This is a genomic window from Variovorax sp. S12S4 (assembly GCF_023195515.1).
Lineage (GTDB): Bacteria > Pseudomonadota > Gammaproteobacteria > Burkholderiales > Burkholderiaceae_C > Variovorax.
The window spans coordinates 3,316,550-3,334,885 of record NZ_JALPKR020000002.1 but is presented as its reverse complement, the minus strand read 5'-3'; the positions used below and the strand labels follow the sequence as shown (position 1 = coordinate 3,334,885).

General features: G+C 68.2%; 14 protein-coding genes. 6 read left to right on the top strand and 8 right to left on the bottom strand.

Annotated features, from left to right (window positions below; genetic code table 11):
* Positions 1–94 precede the first annotated feature (94 nt).
* A complete protein-coding gene (locus M0765_RS16410) occupies positions 95–3,328 on the top strand; it encodes an Rne/Rng family ribonuclease (RefSeq protein WP_258504724.1) in 3,234 nt (1,077 codons plus the stop codon).
* Between the two features lie 126 nt (positions 3,329–3,454).
* Here the strand turns inward: M0765_RS16410 and M0765_RS16405 are convergent, their stop codons facing one another.
* From M0765_RS16405 to hemC, 4 genes are read right to left on the bottom strand one after another with little or no spacing between them, the layout of a single operon-like run.
* Positions 3,455–4,738, bottom strand: coding sequence for a heme biosynthesis protein HemY (locus M0765_RS16405; RefSeq protein ID WP_258504722.1), 1,284 nt, complete (start codon positions 4,736–4,738; stop codon positions 3,455–3,457).
* A 1-nt stretch (position 4,739) separates the two neighbouring features.
* On the bottom strand, positions 4,740–5,831 hold the full coding sequence (locus M0765_RS16400; protein WP_258504720.1) for a uroporphyrinogen-III C-methyltransferase: 1,092 nt from the start codon (positions 5,829–5,831) through the stop codon (positions 4,740–4,742).
* Positions 5,828–6,601: a uroporphyrinogen-III synthase gene (locus M0765_RS16395; RefSeq protein WP_258504718.1), complete on the bottom strand. Its 774-nt coding sequence runs from the start codon at positions 6,599–6,601 to the stop codon at positions 5,828–5,830. Before M0765_RS16395 ends, M0765_RS16400 begins: the two co-directional genes overlap by 4 nt.
* A gap of 17 nt (positions 6,602–6,618) precedes the next feature.
* Complete coding sequence (hemC, locus tag M0765_RS16390; RefSeq protein WP_258504717.1) at positions 6,619–7,545, bottom strand: hydroxymethylbilane synthase; 927 nt, start codon at positions 7,543–7,545, stop codon at positions 6,619–6,621.
* 81 nt (positions 7,546–7,626) lie between these two features.
* Here hemC and ppc point away from each other — a divergent pair, with 81 nt between their 5' ends.
* The 3 genes from ppc (at position 7,627) to M0765_RS16375 (ending at position 12,449) form a co-directional block, all read left to right on the top strand.
* Positions 7,627–10,473, top strand: coding sequence for a phosphoenolpyruvate carboxylase (gene ppc, locus M0765_RS16385; RefSeq protein ID WP_258504715.1), 2,847 nt, complete (start codon positions 7,627–7,629; stop codon positions 10,471–10,473).
* Between the two features lie 30 nt (positions 10,474–10,503).
* Positions 10,504–11,046, top strand: coding sequence for a hypothetical protein (locus M0765_RS16380; RefSeq protein WP_258504713.1), 543 nt, complete (start codon positions 10,504–10,506; stop codon positions 11,044–11,046).
* A 155-nt stretch (positions 11,047–11,201) separates the two neighbouring features.
* Complete coding sequence (locus M0765_RS16375) at positions 11,202–12,449, top strand: MFS transporter (protein WP_258504711.1); 1,248 nt, start codon at positions 11,202–11,204, stop codon at positions 12,447–12,449.
* Here the strand turns inward: M0765_RS16375 and M0765_RS16370 are convergent.
* Entirely contained in the window at positions 12,421–13,422 is a 1,002-nt protein-coding gene (locus tag M0765_RS16370; RefSeq protein ID WP_258504710.1) for a LysR family transcriptional regulator, read from the bottom strand. The genes M0765_RS16375 and M0765_RS16370 overlap by 29 nt on opposite strands.
* A gap of 49 nt (positions 13,423–13,471) precedes the next feature.
* On the opposite strand from M0765_RS16370, the gene M0765_RS16365 reads away from it, so the two are divergent.
* Positions 13,472–13,996: a GNAT family N-acetyltransferase gene (locus tag M0765_RS16365; RefSeq protein WP_258504708.1), complete on the top strand. Its 525-nt coding sequence runs from the start codon at positions 13,472–13,474 to the stop codon at positions 13,994–13,996.
* Positions 13,983–15,239: an MFS transporter gene (locus M0765_RS16360; RefSeq protein WP_258504706.1), complete on the top strand. Its 1,257-nt coding sequence runs from the start codon at positions 13,983–13,985 to the stop codon at positions 15,237–15,239. The genes M0765_RS16365 and M0765_RS16360 overlap by 14 nt, the downstream gene beginning before the upstream one ends.
* 21 nt (positions 15,240–15,260) lie before the next feature.
* On the opposite strand, the gene M0765_RS16355 is transcribed toward M0765_RS16360, so the two are convergent.
* From M0765_RS16355 to M0765_RS16345, 3 genes are all read right to left on the bottom strand, one after another.
* Complete coding sequence (locus tag M0765_RS16355; protein ID WP_258504705.1) at positions 15,261–16,361, bottom strand: AI-2E family transporter; 1,101 nt, start codon at positions 16,359–16,361, stop codon at positions 15,261–15,263.
* A gap of 154 nt (positions 16,362–16,515) precedes the next feature.
* On the bottom strand, positions 16,516–17,262 hold the full coding sequence (locus M0765_RS16350; protein WP_258504704.1) for a LytR/AlgR family response regulator transcription factor: 747 nt from the start codon (positions 17,260–17,262) through the stop codon (positions 16,516–16,518).
* Positions 17,259–18,332, bottom strand: a complete 1,074-nt coding sequence (locus tag M0765_RS16345) for a sensor histidine kinase (protein WP_443098542.1) — start codon at positions 18,330–18,332, stop codon at positions 17,259–17,261. Before M0765_RS16345 ends, M0765_RS16350 begins: the two co-directional genes overlap by 4 nt.
* Positions 18,333–18,336: the final 4 nt, after the last annotated feature.

Here is an 18,336-nt window from a genome sequence, read left to right as displayed (position 1 = left end):
GCCAAGCGGCAATTCCCCTCGTTTCGCGGGCGTCGTCCGTGCATCGTTGGCCCGTCATGGGCCGGTAGAACGATACATATAAGGACAACGCATCATGAAGCGGATGCTGATCAATGCCACGCAGGCCGAAGAACGCCGCCTGGCCATCGTCGACGGGCAAAAGCTCCTCGACTACGAAATCGAGATCGAAGGGCGCGAACAGCGCAAGGGCAACATCTACAAGGCTGTTGTCACGCGCGTCGAGCCCTCGCTCGAAGCCTGTTTCGTCGATTACGGTGAAGACCGCCACGGCTTCCTGCCGTTCAAGGAAATCTCCAAGCAATACTTCGCCGAAGGCGTTTCCGCCAACCAGGCACGCATCCAGGACGTCATCAAGGAAGGCCAGGAACTGGTCGTCCAGGTCGAAAAGGAAGAACGCGGCAACAAGGGCGCAGCCCTCACCACCTTCATCTCGCTGGCCGGCCGCTATGTGGTGCTGATGCCCAACAACCCGCGCGGCGGCGGCGTGAGCCGGCGCATCGAGGGCGACGACCGCGCCGAACTCAAGGAGGCGATGGACCAGCTCGAGTACCCCAAGGGCATGAGCATCATCGCGCGCACCGCCGGCATCGGCCGCTCGGCGCCCGAACTCCAGTGGGACCTGAACTACCTGCTCAAGCTCTGGACGGCCATCGACGGCGCGGCCAAGGGCGGCAAGGGCGCCTTCCTGATCTATCAGGAATCGTCGCTCGTCATTCGCGCCATTCGTGACTATTTCAATCACGACATCGGCGACATCCTGATCGACACCGACGACATCTACGACCAGGCGCAGCAGTTCATGGCGCACGTCATGCCCGAGCATGCCGCCCGCGTGAAGCGGTACCGCGACGACGCGGCGCTGTTCAGCCGCTTCCAGATCGAGCACCAGATCGAATCGGCCTACGCCCGCACCGTGCAGCTGCCCTCGGGCGGCGCCATCGTGATCGACCACACCGAGGCGCTGGTCTCGGTCGACGTGAACTCGGCCCGCGCCATCAAGGGCGGCGACATCGAAGAAACCGCCACCCGCACCAACCTCGAAGCCGCCGACGAAGTGGCCCGCCAGATGCGCCTGCGCGACCTGGGCGGCCTGATCGTCATCGACTTCATCGACATGGACGAGTCGAAGAACCGCCGCGAAGTCGAAAGCCGCCTGCGCGACGCGCTCCGGCAAGACCGCGCCCGCGTGCAGTTCGGCTCCATCAGCAAGTTCGGCCTGATGGAAATGAGCCGCCAGCGCCTGAAGCCGGCGCTCAGCGAAGGTTCGTCGATCCCCTGCCCCCGCTGCGGCGGCTCGGGCCACATCCGCGACACCGAATCGAGCGCGCTGCAGATCCTGCGCGTCATCCAGGAAGAGTGCCTGAAGGACAACACGGCCGCAGTGCATGTGCAAGTGCCGGTCGAAGTGGCGTCGTTCCTGCTGAACGAAAAGCGCCCTGAAATCGCCAAGATCGAGCTCAAGCAGCGCGTCACCGTGCTGATGGTGCCCAACAAGACGCTCGAAACGCCGAACTACAAGCTCGAACGCCTGAAGCACGACGATCCGCGCCTCGACCACATCGAAGCCAGCTACAAGATGGCTGACGAGATCGAAGACCCGACGGCCGTCACGCGCCGTTCGCAGGAACCGACCAACAAGCAGACGCCGGTCATCAAGGGCGTGCTGCCCGACGCACCGGCACCCGTGGTGCCGCCCAGGCCCGAAGCCGTGCGCACGCCCGCCGTTGCTCCGGCGCCGGTTGCACCGCCCGTGGCAAGCGCACCCGCACCGGCCGAAATGGGCTTCTTCGCTCGCATCAAGAGCTGGTTCGGCGGCACGCCGGCACCGGCGCCCGCACCTGCCGTGATTCCCGTGGAAGCGCCGAAGCCCGCGCGCCGTGATGGCGGCCGTTCCGGCCGTGACGGCGAAGCACGCGGCGCCCGCGACGGCGAGCAGCGCCGCGGTGGCCGCGGCGGCGAAGGCCGCAGCGAAAACGGCGGCCGTTCCGGCGGCCGCGACGGCGAACGCCGCGGCGGTCGCGGTGGCGAGCGCCGTGGTGAAGGCCGCGAAGGCCGCAGCGGCGAACAGCGCAACGAAGCCGCACTGCCGCGCGAGCAACGCGAACCGCGTGAACAGCGCGAGCCCCGCGAACAGCGCGAACCCCGTGAAGCACGCGGTCCGCGCGAAGGCGAACAGCGCCGCGGTGGCCGCGGCGAGCGCCGCGAAGGCGAAGGCCGCGAAGCACGGCCCGCATCGGCCGAGCTGATCGACGGCAACCTCGAAGCGCAGCAACTCGCGCCCGCCGGCGACGAAGGCAATGCCCCGGCAGAACGCGCGCCTCGCGCCCGCGGCGAACGCCGTGAACGTGGCGGTGAGCGCGGCGAACGTGCGGACCGTGGCGAACGCGGTGAGCGCAACGAACAGCGCAATGGCACCGACGCACCGCGCGAAGCGTCCGGCGACGACAACAACGTCGCTCCGCAGGACGGCTCGCAAGCCGAGCGCGCACCGCGCAATGGCCGTGAAGAGCGTGGCCAGCGTGGCGAGCGCAACGACGGCCGCCGTGAGCGCCGCAATGAAGGCCAGCCGCGCTTTGCCAACGGCGAAGCACAGGCACCCGCCGACGAGGCAACTGCCGTCGCTCCGGGCGCTGAAGGCGAAACCGATGCCAACGATCAGGCACCGCGCCGTGAAGGCGACGAGCGCCGCGGCCGTTCGCGCGACCGTTACGGCCGCGACCGCCGTGAACGCGGTCCGCGCGACGAAAGCGAAGCCAACGTGGCTGGCGCATCGGCCGACAACGCCGTGGCCGAGCCGAACGAAGCCCGCGCTGCAATGCCCGAAGAAGAATCGCGTGCACCCGCAGCACCGCGGAGCTACTTCGACCGTCCTGCAGCGGCGCCTGCATCGGTTGCCGCTCCGGTGGCACCTGTGCAAGCCGTTGCGCCTGTGGAAGCAGTTGCACCGGTGGCAAGCTTCGCTCCCGCTCCCGTCGCGGCACCGATTGCCGTCGAAAAGAGCAGCAGCAAGCCCGCCGCCAACGGCCGTGCCCTGCCTAAGGTTCAGCCCTTCGAACTGCCGCTGAACGAACTCGCGCAAATCGCCGAGCGCTCGGGTCTGCAGTGGGTCAACTCCGATGCAGAGCGCATTGCACAGGCCCGCGCCGCCATCGCGGCCGAGCCGAAGCCGGTGCATGTGCCGCGCGAACGCCCGCCCGCGATCACGCTCGATGAAGGTCCGCTGGTGCTGGTCGAAACCCGCCGCGAGCTCAGCGCAATGACGCTGCCTTTCGAGAAGGCCTCGACCGACGCGCAAGGCGTGAACTGAAGATGCTCATCAGGCCCTCGGGCCTGACGCAATAAAAAACGGCGCCGATTGGCGCCGTTTTTTTATGGGGAAACGAAGAGATGCCTGCCGGCAACAGCGACCCGCAGCAACGTCGCAGCCGAATGCTCAGGCCTTCTCCGCCTGGGCCGCGCGCTTCCACGCGGCAGCGGCCTGCTCCGCGTCTCCACGCGCCTCGGCCAGTTCGGCCAGCGCGAGCCATGCACGGCGATAAAGGTCCGTGTCCTGCAAGCCCATGCCGGCCTGCATGAGCAGCTGCTGGGCCTTGCCCCACAGCTGCCGCTTCATGCACGCCATGCCGGCCAGGTATTGCAGATTGGGGTCGCTCGGGTTGTTGCGTTGCGCCGTCTCGATGCGGGCGAGCCAATCGGCGTCCACCGAATCGAGCCCCGCCTCGAGCGCGCGCGCCAACCTGACGCGCAACGCATCGCCGAGGCCGCGCGGCTGCGACACCATGCGCTCCCAGGCCGGCAGCAGCCAGCCCCGTGCCAAGGCAAGGTCGCCGCGCAGGGCCACCATGCGCTGGGCGGCATGAATCGCCACCTCTGGCATTTCGCGCTCGGCGGCGTCGAGCTCGCCCCAGGCGCGGAGCAATTGCGCCGGGTCGTGCGCGCCGCCCAGCAGTTCGGTGGCCAGGCCCCGCACGATGCTCTGCGCAGCGGCGTCGGAAAAAGCGCGGTGCTTGGCAAGCAGGCGCGCGGTTTCCAGCGCTTCGAGCGTGCGCCGGTCCTGGCGGGCCGCTTTCAGGCGAATGCGCAGCGCAAGCGTTCGGCGCTGCACGCCTTGCGGAAGCTCTTCGAGCCGGGCCAGTGCGCCCGCTGGATCGCGGTCTTCGAGCGCCCAGCGCGCGGCGCGCAGCTGCACGCCTTCGCGCGTCTCGGGGCTTGCCAGCACGGTCCGGTCGACGCTTTCATTGAGGGCTTGCTGCAGATGGGCATCGCGCGCGGGCCGGTCTTGCAATGCCTGTGCGCTCTCGGCGGCCAGCAGATGCGAGATCACGCGGACCTGCTGCGCCTGCGGCAGGTTGGCGCCCAGCGCTGCCAGAGTTTTCTCTTGCACCAGCGCGGCTTGCGCGGCCTTGCGCGCGCGCGAGAAGCGGCCTGAGAGCAACTGCACCATGGCGTCGAGCAAGGCCGAATGCAGCGTGCGTTCCTTCTGCTGCAGCCGCCACTGGCGTGCCTGGGTCGGAAGAGAGAACAGCGCCGCCAGGCCACGTAGCGCAAGGTGCAGCAGAGCGAAGGCGCCCAGCAGGATCACCAGCACCAGGTTCAGCGAAAGGTCCACGCGCCATGGCGGCCAGAACACGGTGATCGTGCCCTGGTTGTTGCCGGCGAACAGCGCCACCGCCGCGGCAATGGCGAACAGCGCCAGAAGCCAGAGGGCTGCTCTCATGTCAGCGCCCCGCCGCTGCCGTTGCGAGAGCGGCCAAGGTGTCGTCGATGCGCGGGGGTTCGGAGGTCTTCACCTGTGCCTGGAGCTGCTGCAGCAGCGTGGCGGCTGCTTGCGTGCGCCGCGACGCGGGATCGAAATAGCGGTTCAGCGATGCGGACACCGTGGCGAGCTCGCTGCGCGCGGAATCCACCTGCCGGGACAGCAGGGAAAGCCTTGCGTTGAGCAGCTTGAGCTTGAGGTTCTCGCGCAGGAAGTAGGTCTGGTCGGGCGCCAGCAGCACGGCTTCGGGGCGCTCGATGCGGCCGACGCGCACCAGCGACCGCAGTTCGGCACGCACGGTCAGCAGCGCCCGCTCCCACCAGGCCGCATCGGCCGGAATGGGCTCTGGCTGCCAGGCGTTGACGCCGGAGCCGCGCGTGGCCACGGCATTGAGCGGCGGCAGGTCGTCCACGCTGCGCATCAGTTCGTCGAGTTTCTGCAGCGCCTCGCCGCTGTCGGCGCTGGCGCTGCTGCGCAGGCGGTCGGCATCGCGTTGCATGGCGCGCTGCAGCGGCGCAAGCCTGGGCTGCGCGGCGCGCGCGATACGCAGGTCGCCCGACTTGAGCGCTGCCAGCAAGGGCTCCACGCTGCCGGTGACCTGGGCCTGCTGCAGCGCCAGGCGCACGGCCGATTCGATGTCGACCACCAGGTTCTCGTCGCGCGAACGCGAGAGGCTTTGCATGAGTTCTTCGAGTTGCGAGCGCTGCAGCGCAACTTCGGCCACACGGGTTTCGGTAAGGGCGGCGCGCGCTGCGGTGTCGCGCACGGTATCCATGGCCTGCCGCGCGAGCGTGCGCGCCTCGAGCGACTGGGCCTGCGCATCCGCGCTCTGGCGCGCCAGCTGCTCCTGCATGCCGCTCACCTTCTGCCAGAGCGCAATCGCAATGGCCAGTGCCGCGAGCGACACGAGGGCCAGCAGGCCCAAGCCGATACGGGAGAGCGTTGTTGCGGCGGCCGCCAGCGCCTCTGGCGACTGCGGCGCCACGAGCGTTGCGGGCACCGGCGCGGCGGCAGTTGGGGGGGAGAAGTCGTCGGACGGAGACGCGGCACTCATGAGAAGGATTCTATCGACGCGATCAACGCCTCACGCTGGGGACTGCACACGCGCACCGATCCGAATCCCGCGGCGCGCGCGGCCTCGCCGATGCGTGCGTGCGTGGCCACGGCGCTGGCTGCCTGCCAGCCGGTCGTGGGCATTGCCACTTGCAAATTGGCGATGGCCTCGGAGCTGCTGAACAGCCAGACCGCGCGCCCTTCTGCACCATCGAGTGCGAGTGCGCGCTCCTCGTCGCCGAATGAGGGCGACAGGCGGCGGTAGGCGACCACCGTGTCGCGCAATCCACGCGCGGCATCGATTTCATTGGCGAGCCAGTCGCGCCCCTTCGGGTTTCCCGCCGCGTCGCCGCCGCGGACGATGAGCACCCGCACGCCCGCCGAAACTTGGCCTTTCACGCGCTCCCACAAGGCTTCGGAGTCGAAGCTCGATGCATCGGGCGGCGGTGCGTCGATGGCTTCGTCGGGCACGCCGGCGCGCCGAAGGGCGCGCGCCGTGCCGGGGCCGGTGGCCCAGAAGCGCGGACCCGCCGCAATGGCATTCTTCTCGGCATAGGAAAAAAAGTGCTCCACTGCAGCCGCGCTCACGAACATCAGCGCGGCGTAGTCCGAAATTCGCCGCCAGGCGGTCCGCAGGGGTTCAGCGTCGGCGGCCGGTTCGATCACGATCAACGGCAGTGCCGCAGCAACCAGCCCTGCGGCGCGAAAGTCGTCCACCCACTGCGCGGCCTCGCGCGCCGGCCGCGTGACGATGACGGGCTTGGCGGCCATCTGTCTTTGGTCTGCGCTCAGTGCGCGCCTGCGCCGCGCAGCAGGTCTGCGGCCCGTTCGCCGAGCGCGCCTGCCTGCGCGAAATCGGCCGTTTCGGCCTGGGCGTGAATCCGCACCAGCGCGGCGTTGCCTTCCGGATCGCCCCAGGCCGCATCGATGCGCAGCGTGCCGTCGGCCTGCCAGCGCGCGTGCGCGGCCAGCGGCATCGAGCAGCTGCCACCCATCGATCGGCTCACCGCGCGCTCGGCGGCGGTGGCCAGCCAGTCGCTGCGGTACGACAGCGGCGCGAGCAATGCAATCAGGTCGGCGCGGTCGGCCCGCACCTCGATGCCGAGCGCACCCTGCCCTGCGGCCGGCAGCATGATGTCGGGATCGAACGCAACCCGGATGCGCGATTCAAGGCCAAGCCGCTTGAGCCCGGCTGCAGCGAGCACGATGGCGTCGTACTGGCCTTCGTCGAGCTTGCGAAGGCGGGTGTCGAGGTTGCCCCGCAGCGGCTCGATGCGCAGGTCGGGCCGCATGGCTCGCAGCAGCACCACGCGCCGCAGGCTGGAGGTACCGACGACTGCGCCCTGCGGCAGTTCGTCCAGCGAGGCGTAGCGGGGCGACACCAGCGCGTCGCGCGGGTCTTCGCGTTCGAGCACGCAGGCCAGGACAAAGCCCTCGGGCAAATCCATCGGCACGTCCTTGAGGGAATGAACCGCGATGTCGGCGCGGCCTTCTTCCAGGGCGAGTTCGAGTTCTTTCACGAAGAGGCCCTTGCCGCCCACCTTGCTGAGCGACTTGTCGAGGATCTGGTCGCCCCGCGTGGTCATTCCCAGCAAGCTGACCGTGTGGCCTCTTTCTTGCAGCAGCGCTTGCACGTGTTCGGCTTGCCACAGGGCCAGCCGGCTTTCGCGCGTGGCGATCACGATGTTGCTCAAGATCGCTCCCAAAAAGTACATGTTTCAGACCGCCGGAATGCTAGCATGTTGCGCCGCAGCAACGCAGGCGACGTCTCCTTTCTAGTCCAGGAAAAACATCGAATGAAAGCCAGCAAGACTCCTGCGCCCGCCAAGCGCCGGCAAGCCGAAGACCAGCCACTGATCGACGACATCCGGCTGTTGGGCCGCATCCTCGGCGACGTCATCCGCGAGCAGGAGGGCGAAGAAAGCTACGCGCTGGTCGAGAAGATCCGAACGCTCTCGGTGGCTTTCAGGCGTGACGCGGACCATGCGGCCGACCGCGCACTCAAGAACCTGCTCAAGGGCCTGAGCGCGGCCGAAACAGTGCGCGTGATTCGCGCCTTCACCTACTTCAGCCACCTGGCCAACCTGGCGGAAGACCGGCACCTGATTCGCCGCCGCACCGAGGCCGAGCGTGCCGGCGAGAGCGCCGACGGCGACCTGCAGACCGCTCTTGCACGCATCCGCAAGGCCGGCGTCAAGCCCGACGAAGTGGTCGCCTCCCTCGCGCACAGCTACGTGTCGCCGGTGCTCACCGCGCACCCGACCGAAGTGCAGCGCAAGAGCATCCTCGACGCCGAGCGCGCCATTGCGCAGCTGCTCACCACGCGCGACGAGATCAAGCTTCGCCAGAGCGCTTACGCAGGCGGCAAGGACGCGCTCACGCCGCTCGAGTTTGCCGAGAACGAAACACAGATGCGCATCCGCGTCACGCAGATCTGGCAGACGCGCCTGCTGCGCTTCTCCAAGCTCACCGTGGCCGACGAAATCGAAAACGCGCTGAGCTATTACGAAGCCACCTTCCTTCGCGAGATTCCGCGCGTCTATGCCGACCTGGAAAAGACACTGGGCCAGAACGGCGTGGTGCCCTCGGTGGCACCCTTCCTGCGCATGGGCCAATGGATCGGCGGGGACCGCGACGGCAACCCGAACGTCACGGCCGAAACGCTCGAGTACGCATTGCGCCGGCAGGCCGAGTTGGCGCTGCGCCACTACCTGACCGAGGTGCACTACCTGGGCGGAGAGCTCTCGCTTTCGGCCACGCTGGTGGATGTATCGGTCGAAATGCAGGCGCTGGCCGAGCGTTCGCCCGACACCAGCGAGCACCGCAAGGACGAGCCTTACCGCCGCGCACTCACCGGCGTGTATGCACGCCTTGCGGCCACGCTGCGCGACCTGACCGGCGGCGAGGCGGCACGCCACGCGGTGCCGCCGCAAAACCCCTACACCGCGGCCGAAGAATTCCTGGCCGACCTTCGCACCGTGGAAGAGTCGCTCAACGAAAAGCACGGCAGCGTGCTGGCCGCGCCGCGCCTGCGGCCGTTGATCCGCGCGGTCGAGGTGTTCGGTTTTCACCTGGCCACTGTCGACCTGCGCCAAAGCTCCGACAAGCACGAGGCCGTGATTGCCGAACTGCTGGCCACCGCGCGCATCGAGCCCTCGTATGCGTCGCTGGCCGAAGAAGCCAAGCAGCAATTGCTGCTCAAGCTGCTCGACGATGCACGTCCGCTGCGCGTGCCCGATGCCGAATATTCGCCGCTCGCACAGAGCGAACTCGCGATCTTCGCGGCCGCCCGCACTGCGCGTGCCCGCTACGGCGCGGCGGCCATTCGCCACTACATCATCAGCCACACCGAAACGGTGAGCGACCTGCTCGAAGCCTTGCTGCTGCAAAAGGAAGTGGGCCTGCTGCGCGGTGCAATGAACAGCAATGCAACCTGCGACCTGATCGTGGTGCCGCTGTTCGAAACCATCGAAGACCTGCGCAATGCCGCCCCCATCGTTCGCGCCTTCTACGCCCTGCCCGGCATTGCAGAGCTGATCGAACGCTCCGGCGCTGAGCAGGACGTGATGCTCGGCTACAGCGACAGCAACAAGGACGGCGGCATCTTCACCAGCAACTGGGAGCTCTACCGCGCCGGCATTGCGCTGGTGTCGCTGTTCGACGAGCTCAACAAGAAAAAGAAGACCAACCCCATCCGCCTGCGCATGTTCCATGGCCGAGGCGGCACGGTGGGACGCGGCGGCGGCCCGAGCTACCAGGCCATCCTCGCGCAGCCGCCGGGCACGGTGCGTGGCCAGATCCGCCTGACCGAACAGGGCGAAGTCATCGGCTCCAAATACGCCAACCGCGAGATCGGCCGGCGCAACCTCGAGACACTGGTGGCCGCCACGCTCGAAGCCACGCTGCTGCCGCAGGGCAAGTCGGCACCCGCCACCTTTCTTTCGGCGGCGGCGGAGCTGTCGACCGCGAGCATGGCGGCGTACCGCAAGCTGGTCTACGAAACCCCGGGCTTCGGCGACTACTTCTTCGGCTCCACGCCCATCCGCGAAATTGCCGAACTCAACATCGGCTCGCGCCCCGCATCGCGCAACCCGAGCCACAAGATCGACGACCTGCGCGCCGTGCCGTGGAGCTTCAGCTGGGGCCAGTGCCGGCTCACCATACCGGGCTGGTTCGGCTTCGGCTCGGGCGTGGAGCAGTTCCTCGCGTCGGCCGGCACGCCGGCCGCGCGCAAGGAGCGCGTGGCGCTGCTGCGCCGCATGTATGCGCAATGGCCGTTCTTTCGCACCCTGCTCTCCAACATGGACATGGTGCTTGCCAAGAGCGATCTCGCCTTGGCTTCGCGCTATGCCGAGCTGGTAGGCGACCGCAAGCTGCGCCAGAAGGTGTTCTCGATGATCGACACCGAATGGCATCGCACCTCCGACGCGCTCACGCTGATCACCGGCGCAAAGCAGCGCCTCGAAGGCAATGCCGAGATGCAGCGCTCGGTGCGCCACCGCTTTCCGTACATCGACCCGCTGCATCACCTGCAGGTCGAGCTGATGCAGCGCTACCGCGCGGGCGAAGGCGGCGAGCGGCTGCAGCGGGGCATCCACATTTCGATCAACGGGGTGGCGGCGGGCTTGCGGAACACGGGCTGATGCGATGGACCTACAGGCAACCGCTCCGCCATGAGCAGCACCATACAGTCCCGGCGCAAGCTGATCGTCGCCGTTCTGCTGTGCGTGGCCGTCGGCGGCGCGGTCGTGCGGCACTACGCAACCCCCGGCTCGACCACGCGCGACATCGGCACGCTGCTGATGGTGTTGTGGGTGCCGATCATCGGCAACGTCATCGCGTGGCTCATCGGCAAGCTGCCGCGGCGTGCACCGCCAGCGCAGCCTCCGACCTTCGATTCGGCGCGCGCCTTCACGCCGCATCTTTCCGTCGAACTCACGCTGCGCCCGCCGGCGCTGCCTTCGCACGACGTGCCGTTGGCGGCCGGCGAATACCGCTGCGCGCTGGTGGTCGGCAACGAAGGTTTTTCCGCGCGCTGGCTCGTGCCGCACGGCGCGCAGCTCGAACGCGGAAAGCCGCACGCGCTCGACGTCGAGCTGCTGACGCCAGAGACGGCAAGCGCGCGACTGCCCGACGGTGCGGTCTTTCGTGTACTGGTCGGCGACTCTTTCATCGCCGACGGACGGGTGCTGCAGCATCGCTCGGCGGCCACCTGAGGTTGCGCTGAAACCGGCGATTGTTCGCGACCGGGAAACTGACTACTGCCGGCAAGGCCCTTTGTGAAGAGTCCGTCCGCTTCGACACTGGACAGCCTTTCGCAACAACGCATCGGCGCGCGCCTTTTTGGCCGGTGCGACTCCAGGACCCTCCCATGATGAATTCACCCAGCAGCAACCCCTGCATCGACGATCTGTCGCCGGAGCCGGTCAAGACGACCCGTTCGGCCTGGTTGGCCGTCAGCTCGATTGCCGTCGGCACCTTTGCAATGGTTTCGACCGAGTTCATGCCCATCGGCCTTCTGACCGACATCGCTCGCGGGCTCAATGTGTCGGACGGCACGGCGGGGCTCATGATCACCATGCCAGGCGTGCTTGCCGCTCTTGCAGGGCCCGGGCTCATCGTCGCTTCGGGCCGCCTGGACCGGCGCACGGTGCTGATCGCGCTCACCACGCTGCTGATCGCATCGAACCTGCTGGCGGCCTTTGCGCCCAACTTCGCCACCATGCTGGTTGCGCGGCTCATGCTGGGCCTGTGCGTGGGCGGCTTCTGGACCTTTGCACCGGCGGCAGCCACGCAACTGGTGCCGCAAGCCTCGAAGGCGCGGGCCATGTCGCTTGTGCTGGCGGGCGTGTCCGCGGCCACGGTGCTCGGCGTGCCCGCCGGTTCCCTGCTTGGAACGCTGTTCGGCTGGCGTGCCTCGTTCGCGGTGACCGGCGCGCTTGCCGCGGTCGTGCTGCTGGTGCAGCTGTGGCTGCTGCCCGCGATACCGCCGGTGCGCGCCATCGGCGCACGCGACCTGCTCACGCCGTTGACGCGCCGCATGGCGCAGGTCGGCCTGCTTGCCGTGCTGTTCTTCATTGCCGGCCATTTCGCCGCCTATACCTACCTGAAGCCGCTGTTGCAGCAGGTGTTCGGCCTGGCGCCGCACTCCGTCTCCACGCTGCTGCTGGTGTACGGCGCCGTGGGCTTCATTGGCACATTCCTGGGCGGTAGCCTCGTCGCACGCAGCGTGCGGGGCACCACCCTGCTCGCGGCGCTGATGCTGGCGACCGCGCTGCTGCTCTCGACGGTGATCGGCAGCGGCTTTGTCGCGGGCGCGGTCGTGGTCTTCATCTGGGGCGTGGCCTTCGGCCTGATTCCGGTGGCGCTCACGGGCTGGATGATGGAAGCGGTGCCTGATGCACCCGAGGCCGGACAAGCACTGCTGGTGAGCGGCTTCCAGGTGGCCATTGCCTCGGGCGCGCTGATCGGCGGCGTGACGGTCGACAACTACGGCATCTCGAGCGCGATGGTGCTCAGCGGCGCGCTGGTGCTGGTTGCCGCGCTCATCGTCGGCACGCTGGGCCGCGCGCGCGGCGGCGCGGCGCGTGCTACGTCTTCGGCCTTTTCGCCGGAGTGACGGCCGGAATAACGGCCGGAATAACGGCCGGAGTAAAGGCCGGAGTAAAGGCCGAACTCCCCTTCTTGCCCGCCGCAAGAATCGCATCGAGCACCACGCGCAGGGCCTTGCTGACCGGCTTGTCACGCCGGATCACGATGGCCAGCGTGCGGTGCATGCCCGGGCTCAGCCGGCTTGTCTTCAACCCGGGGTGGGCGCCGCGGCCCGCCATGGACATGCGCGGCACGATGCCGTAGCCCAGCCCCGCGGCCACCATCTCCTTCATGGCCTCGACACTGCCTAGCTCCATGACGGGCTGCGGCTGCAGGCCTTCGGCGGCAAACCAGCGGTCGACCAGCTTGCGCGTGTTGGCCGCGGGCTCGAACAGCACCAGCGGCAGCGCGGCCAGGTCCGCGGGCCCCACGCGGGCTTTCAGCGGAGCGAGATCGCCGCGGCCTATGGCGACGAACTCGTCGTCGAGCACCGGCACCACGCTCAGCGAGCGGCCCGCCGCCGGCAGCGTGACCAGCGCGAGGTCGATGCTGTTTTCTTCCACCTTGCGGACCTGGTCGTCGGTGTTGCCGGTGCTCACCACGATGCCGAGCGCCGGGAACCGCTCACGCAGGCCGCGCAGCAAGCCCGGCAGGAAATAAAGGCAGGCCGTTGCGCCGGTGCCCAGCCGTACGCGGCCCGTCACGCCGCTGGTGTGGTCCGCCAACGCGTCGATGGCGTTCTCCACCGCGGTCTCGATGTGCTGGGCGTGCAGCAGCAGTGCCGCACCGGCGGGCGTGGCCTTGACCTGCCGGCCCACACGCTCCACCAGGCGCACGGCCAGCTTGCGCTCCAGCTGGCGGATCTGCAGGCTTACCGCGGGCTGCGTGAGGCCGAGCCTGTCGGCCGCGGCGGAGAAGCTGCCGGTTTCAATGACCAGCCCGAAGGACTTCAGCTGGTCGAGGTTCAATGTCTTTTCCAAAGTATTCCTTATGCTTTGCATAGGCCGACCAAGCTTCACTTATCCATGAAGGATCGTCAAGATCCGGGGCATGCCCTCACAAACTCTCGCCTCCACCTCCTTGGAAATCCTCGACGCCGAACCGCACCACATGCCCGCGGTGCAGGCCATCTACAGCCACTACGTGCTGCACGACCTGTGCTCCTTCGAGGAAGAGGTTCCCACCGTCCAGCAGATGCAAGCGCGGCGCGCCGACGTGCTTGCACGCGGCCTGCCCTACCTCGTGGCAATGAAGGACGGCGAGGTGGCCGGCTATGCCTATGCAAGCCCCTACCGCAGCCGGTCCGCGTACCGCCACACGGTGGAGGATTCGGTCTACATCGCGCAAGGCATGCAGGGCCGCGGCATCGGCAAGGCGCTGCTTCAGGCGGTGATCGGGCGCTGCACCGATGGCGGCTTCACGCAGATGGTGGCGGTGGTCGGCAACAGCGCCAATGCCGGATCGCAGCGCCTGCACCAAAGCCTCGGCTTCGAGATGGTGGGCGTGCTGCGCAACGTGGGCTTCAAGTTCGGGCAGTGGGTCGACACCGTGCTCATGCAACGTGCACTGCGCTGAGGCCGCACCCGCACGCGGATGGCTGGCGCTGCTGTGCGCGAGCCGGCTGCTGCAGGCAATGATCGTCACCGCCTACTCCGGCGTGCTGCCGTTCATGATGGTCGACTGGCACATGACGGCCGCGCAGGCAGGTTCCATCCAGAGCGCCTGGCACATCGGCTACATGAGCTCGCTGTTCGCGGTGGGCCTGCTGGCCGATCGCTTCGGACCGCACCGCGTGTTGCTCATCGGCAGCATCATCAGTGCTGTGGCGGCAGCGGCTTTCGCGGTGTTCGCGCACGACCATCGTTCGGCCATGCTGCTCTACGGCCTGACGGGGCTGTGCGCAGGCGCCTCGTACACGCCCGGCCTGCAGCTCCTGGCGCGCAACACCCAACCCGCCGTGCGCGGCCGCGCGATGGGGCTGTTTCTCGGCGCGGCGTCGATGGGCTATGCCTTGTCGCTCGCGGTGGTGGCGGTGTTGAGCCATGTGCAGCACTGGCGGCTCGGGCTGTTCGTGGCGGCTGGCTGCACCTTGGCGGGTGCATTGCTGACCCTACCCGCGCTGCGGCGCATGCGCCCACCCGCACCGCCTGCCGATGCCGGCACGCCGCGCGAAGGCACCTGGCAGGCGCTGCGCGAAACGGTGCGCGACAAGCCCGCGATGGCCGGCAACTGGGCCTACGCCTTTCATTGCTGGGAGCTGATGGCCCTGTGGGCGTGGCTGCCCGCCTACCTCGTGGCGTCCGCGGGCGGTAGCGCGCCGTGGCAAGGCGCGGGCATTGCACTGGCCGCGCTTGCGCACCTGGTGAGCGTGTTCGGCAGTATCGCGGGCGGCGCCGCATCCGATCGGTTCGGCCGTGCGCGAATCATGATGGTTGCCACGGTGGCCAGCCTGTGCATGTCGTTCAGCTTCGGCTGGATGTGGACCTGGCCGCTGTGGTTGCTGGCCGCGATGGCCGCCATCTACAACCTGCTTGCCATCGCCGACTCGTCGGTCTATTCGACCGCGCTGGCCGACGTGGTGGCGCCGCACCGCCTGGGCGTGGCGTACTCCGTGCGCTCGGTGATGGGCTTCGGCGCCGGTGCCTTGAGCCCCTGGGTGTTCGGCCTGGCGCTGGACTGGGGACAGTCGCACTTCGGCTTCGGCAGCACCTACGGCTGGGTCGCGGCATGGAGCTCCGTCGGCCTGGGTGCGCTGCTCGGACCGTGGATGATCGTGCGCTTCTCGAGGCTGAACCAGGCCCGCGCCCGGCCCGGCTGAAGCCCTTGCGGCGCCACCTGCCTAGTCTCCCAGCAGCTCCCCGATCGGCTGCAGGTCTTCCACCCGGTCGCAGATCGACTTGACCACCATGGTGATGGGAATGCCCAGCAGCAGCCCCCAAACGCCCCAGAGCCAGCCCCAGAAGATCACGCCGACAAACACCGCCACCGGGTTCATGCGGCTGGTGCGGCTGGTGAGCCACGGCAGCAGCAGGTTGCCCACCAGGGTGTGGATAAGCAGCGACGTGCCGGCCACCAGCAGCCCCATTTCAAGCGTGTTGAACTGAAGGAAGGCCACCAGCCCCGCGGCGGCCATGACGATGACGGAACCGATGTACGGAATGAGGTTGGTCACCGCCGCAACAATGCCCCACACGGCCGCGTTCTCCAGCCCCAGGCTCCAGAAAGCGAGCCCCGTGGCCACACCGACCAGCACGCTGGTGAGTATCTGCACCAGCAGGTAGCGCTCGATGTTGCGCGTGATGTCGTCCAGCACGTGCACGGTGATCTTTTTCTTTTCGAGGCTGGGGCCGGTGATCTTGATCAGCTTGCGCCGGAACGTGTTGCCCGAGCACAGCGCGAAGAAGGTCAGAAAGATCACCAGCGTGAACTGCCCCGCGGCGGCCAGCAGCCCGACGGTGCCGCTCCACAGGTACTCGCGCACATTGAAGGCCGGCCGCTCGATGACGACGCGCGCCACGCCTTTGCGGGCCGCAACGCGGGCCGAATTTTCCTCGGCCGCGCGTTCGAGCTGCGCGGCAGCCTGCTGCACGCTGTCGAGCGGCGTGGCGGTGGCGCTCTTGTTGCTGCGCGTGGCCTGCCGCAGCTTTTGCGCGGCAACCGGCAGCGAATCGAGCAGCTCCGAGGCGCTGCCCGACAGCGAATAGCCCGTCCAGCCCAGGCCGCCGGTCAGGCCCAGCAGGATCACCGTCGCGCCGATCCAGCGCGGCACTTTCCAGTGCTCCAGCCGGTCCACCAGGGGCGAGAGCGCATAGCTCAGCAGCAGGCTCACCATCAGCGGAATGAAGACCGCCGAAGCCCATCGCAACGCAAACACGCCGGCCAGCACCGCAAGCACCACCAGCGAAGCGCTGCGCACATCGACCGGCATGTGCAGCAGCATGCGCTGGGGTTCAGGTTCCGGTTCAGGTTCGGGGGCCGCTGCTTGTGGCGGAGGCGCCGCAACGGGCTCAGGGGCAGTTCGGGTGGGGTTTCGGCAGCCTCCGGCGGAGGCTGTCCTGCTGCCGTTGTCTCGTCGGCGGTTTTCTTGTCGTCGGTCATCGGGCTTCCTTCAGCACTTCGCGCACTGCAGCCAGTTGCCGCCGCGAAACCGCGACGGGTTCGGGAATCGCGTCGAGCCGCAAGGCCCAGCCTTCGGCGTCTTCCCCGTCATCGTATTTCTCCAGTGCGCGGATGGCTGTGCGCGCCACCAGCGCATTGCGGTGCACGCGCAAAAAGCGCCCCGGGTACCGCTCTTCGAATTCGTTCAGCGAACCGTCCAGGATGTGGCTGCGCGTGGCGGTGCGCACCGTGAGGTACTTGTATTCCGACTTCAGGTAGAGCACCTCCGAAAGCGGCACCCGCTCGGCGCGGCCCCGGTCCTGGATGAGCACGGTTTCCTGCACCGCGTTCGCCTGCAGTGCCCGCCGTTCCTTCAGAAAGCGCCCGGCCTTCTGCAGCGCCTGCTGCAGGCGTTCGGCCCGCACCGGCTTGGTCAGGTAGTCGACCGCATCGAGATCGAACGCCGTGACCGCATGGGCCGCGTGGGCTGTGACGAACACCACGGCTGGCGCGTCCGCCTGCTCGCGCAGCATGCGCGCCACCTCGATGCCGTCGACGCCGGGCATGTGGACGTCGAGCAGCACAAGGTCGATTGCCATGCTCGCCAGGTGTTGCTGCGCCTCGGCGCCCTGGGCCGCCTCGGCCACCACTTCGGCCGCGGGCGAGCGGCAGTCGCGCAGCAAGGTGCGCAGCCGGGAACGCGCAAGGGTTTCGTCGTCGACGATCAGGGTCTTGAGGGTCATGATTCGGCGGGAATGGCAATGCGCACGCGGTAGTTCTTCTGGTCCATGCCGGCGCTGAACTGCATCTGCATGTCGTGCAGCAGCCGCAGCCGGTCGCGCACGTTGGCCAATGCAATGCCGTGGCCGCGCGGCAAAGGCTCGTCGGCCCAGCGCAGGGGCGGCAGGCTGTTGACCACCTCGATCACCACCACATCGCCCCGGCGCTCGGTGCGGATGCGCAGCCTGGCGCCTTCGGGGCTGGGCTCCACGCCGTGCTTGATGGCGTTTTCCACCAGCGGCTGCAGCAGCAGCGGCGGCAGGCGCGCGCTGCTGGCCGCGGCATCGAGGTCCCAGCGAATGCGCAGGCGGTCGCCGAAACGCACCTGCTCGATGGCCAGGTAGCGCTCGGCCAGCGCGATCTCGTCGGCCAGCGTGCCCGATTCGCCGGGGTCGGCCAGCGCCTGGCGGAACAGTTCGGCCAGGTCTTCCAGCATGGTCTCGGCCTTGGCGGGCTCTTCGCGCACCAGTGCAATGGCGCTGTTGAGGGTGTTGAACAGAAAGTGCGGGCGGATGCGCGATTGCAGTTCCTCGAGCCGGGCGGTCATGGCGGCGGGCGTCTGGCCGCGCGCGCGCAGCACCATGGCCGCCATGACCATGCCGGCGATGAAGGCGCCCGCCACGGCGCTGGCGAGCCACGGCGCCGTGCCCAGCACACCGGTCAGCCGCAACAGGCCGCAGCCGTAGAGCGCCGAAACCGCGCCCAGCACTGCGCCCGCGGCGTACTGCGCCTGCCGCGGCAGGCGCCCGAGCGGCTTCTTGAGCGCGCAGGCCGCCACCAGCCAAAGAAGCGTAGCGGGCAGGGCACCGCCGGTGACGGTAGCGGTCTGCACCAGCCATTCGCCCGGGGAGGACGATACGAAAAGCGTGGCGGTTGCCACCAGCGCCTCGACGAAGAGAACCGCGCGCAGGACCACGCCGATCTGGCAGGCGTCGAACAGCCCGGAACCGCCGCGCGCAGGCAAACGCCCTCTTTCCGGCGAGGACGGAGGCGTGGGGTTGGAGGTGGCCGATAAAATCGCCGGGTTGCGCATCACA

Coding starts and splice junctions, on each gene's coding strand:
- M0765_RS16370 (WP_258504710.1), bottom strand. CDS start 13,422: ATGCAAAGCATAAGGAATACTTTGGAAAAGACATTGAACCTCGACCAG.
- M0765_RS16355 (WP_258504705.1), bottom strand. CDS start 16,361: ATGCTGCTGCACATGCCGGTCGATGTGCGCAGCGCTTCGCTGGTGGTG.
- M0765_RS16405 (WP_258504722.1), bottom strand. CDS start 4,738: ATGAGAGCAGCCCTCTGGCTTCTGGCGCTGTTCGCCATTGCCGCGGCG.
- M0765_RS16410 (WP_258504724.1), top strand. CDS start 95: ATGAAGCGGATGCTGATCAATGCCACGCAGGCCGAAGAACGCCGCCTG.
- M0765_RS16380 (WP_258504713.1), top strand. CDS start 10,504: ATGAGCAGCACCATACAGTCCCGGCGCAAGCTGATCGTCGCCGTTCTG.
- M0765_RS16350 (WP_258504704.1), bottom strand. CDS start 17,262: ATGACCCTCAAGACCCTGATCGTCGACGACGAAACCCTTGCGCGTTCC.
- M0765_RS16345 (WP_443098542.1), bottom strand. CDS start 18,332: ATGCGCAACCCGGCGATTTTATCGGCCACCTCCAACCCCACGCCTCCG.
- M0765_RS16375 (WP_258504711.1), top strand. CDS start 11,202: ATGATGAATTCACCCAGCAGCAACCCCTGCATCGACGATCTGTCGCCG.
- M0765_RS16400 (WP_258504720.1), bottom strand. CDS start 5,831: ATGAGTGCCGCGTCTCCGTCCGACGACTTCTCCCCCCCAACTGCCGCC.
- ppc (WP_258504715.1), top strand. CDS start 7,627: ATGAAAGCCAGCAAGACTCCTGCGCCCGCCAAGCGCCGGCAAGCCGAA.
- M0765_RS16395 (WP_258504718.1), bottom strand. CDS start 6,601: ATGGCCGCCAAGCCCGTCATCGTCACGCGGCCGGCGCGCGAGGCCGCG.
- hemC (WP_258504717.1), bottom strand. CDS start 7,545: ATGTACTTTTTGGGAGCGATCTTGAGCAACATCGTGATCGCCACGCGC.
- M0765_RS16365 (WP_258504708.1), top strand. CDS start 13,472: ATGCCCTCACAAACTCTCGCCTCCACCTCCTTGGAAATCCTCGACGCC.